Source organism: Mesorhizobium sp. M1E.F.Ca.ET.063.01.1.1 (assembly GCF_003998155.1).
GTDB lineage: Bacteria > Pseudomonadota > Alphaproteobacteria > Rhizobiales > Rhizobiaceae > Mesorhizobium.
The window spans coordinates 1-976 of record NZ_RZSC01001279.1 but is presented as its reverse complement, the minus strand read 5'-3'; the positions used below and the strand labels follow the sequence as shown (position 1 = coordinate 976).

The following is a 976-nucleotide window of genomic DNA, read 5'->3' as shown; positions in this document are numbered from 1 at the left end:
GGTGCTGACCGGCGGCGTAGCGTTCGACCTTGCAGCCGCCGAACAGCAGCTCGAACTGGCGCGGGTCGATCCGCGCCAGGCGCGGCACAGCGCCCCTGTCGTCTACGCCGGCTGTGGCCATGATGCGATTCCGCCTCTCGTTGAGCGGAAATTGTAGGACAAGTGCATGCTCGATCATAGCTTCGTCTCCGTTGATGGTCGCCAGTCGCCGGGCGACATGCCTCTGGCAGCAGTCCCGGACGCCAACCTGCTTCGAAAAACAGATTGGCCCGGCAATTGATTGACTGACACGCCTGGCGGAGCGCGATCGATCTTCGAAACGCCGTCCGCGCGCGTCGGTGGGAGGTGCCTACGCGCGCAGACAGCAAATCTGAAAATGGCTAGGTGATCGAAATTCCTTGCCGAGGAACGGCCCCATTTTCAGGCCCGGAAGCCTTGTCGGACCTGTGCATCGAAGCAGAAGCCAGTGCCACCCGGTGCAATATTTGTGCGTGAAGCTCGCCCGACGTATGTGAAGGCGATCACAGAAGCGTCTGTCACACGGCGCGATCGTCATTTTCCGAATGTATGTTTCGGACGCCAAGCATATCGTGCCGAAACACAATCGGCTTGATTTCCTGGTGGACAAACAGACCGATCGAATCATGGCTTGAAACTTGGCTTGACCGGAGATGACGGCCGACGCCATGATTCCATTTCCGGGGAGGGGGTGCGCCATGGCGAGGGGACTCCTGATCAAGGTTCGCGGCGATGGCACCGGGCTTGCAGCGCGAGGCCGGTCGCTTGGCATAGGGGGCATCGACGCCGAACCGATCCTGACCCTGCCGCCGGGTGCGTCCAGCGCTGACTACGGGGCGGCGGGGGACCGCGGCGCGACCTGGCTGCGGGCTTCCGCCAAGGCGGCAGGCTCGGACAATCCTTGGGACGATGCCCACAAGCTTGTAGCCCGCGTCGGCGATTTCCCGGCGGCGGGCGT

The 976-nt window shown here is 62.9% G+C and carries 1 protein-coding gene; it reads left to right on the top strand.

The window, feature by feature from the left end; genetic code table 11:
• Positions 1-716 precede the first annotated feature (716 nt).
• A partial coding sequence (locus EOA29_RS37925) for a hypothetical protein (protein WP_145970102.1) occupies positions 717-976 on the top strand: 260 nt, incomplete at its 3' end.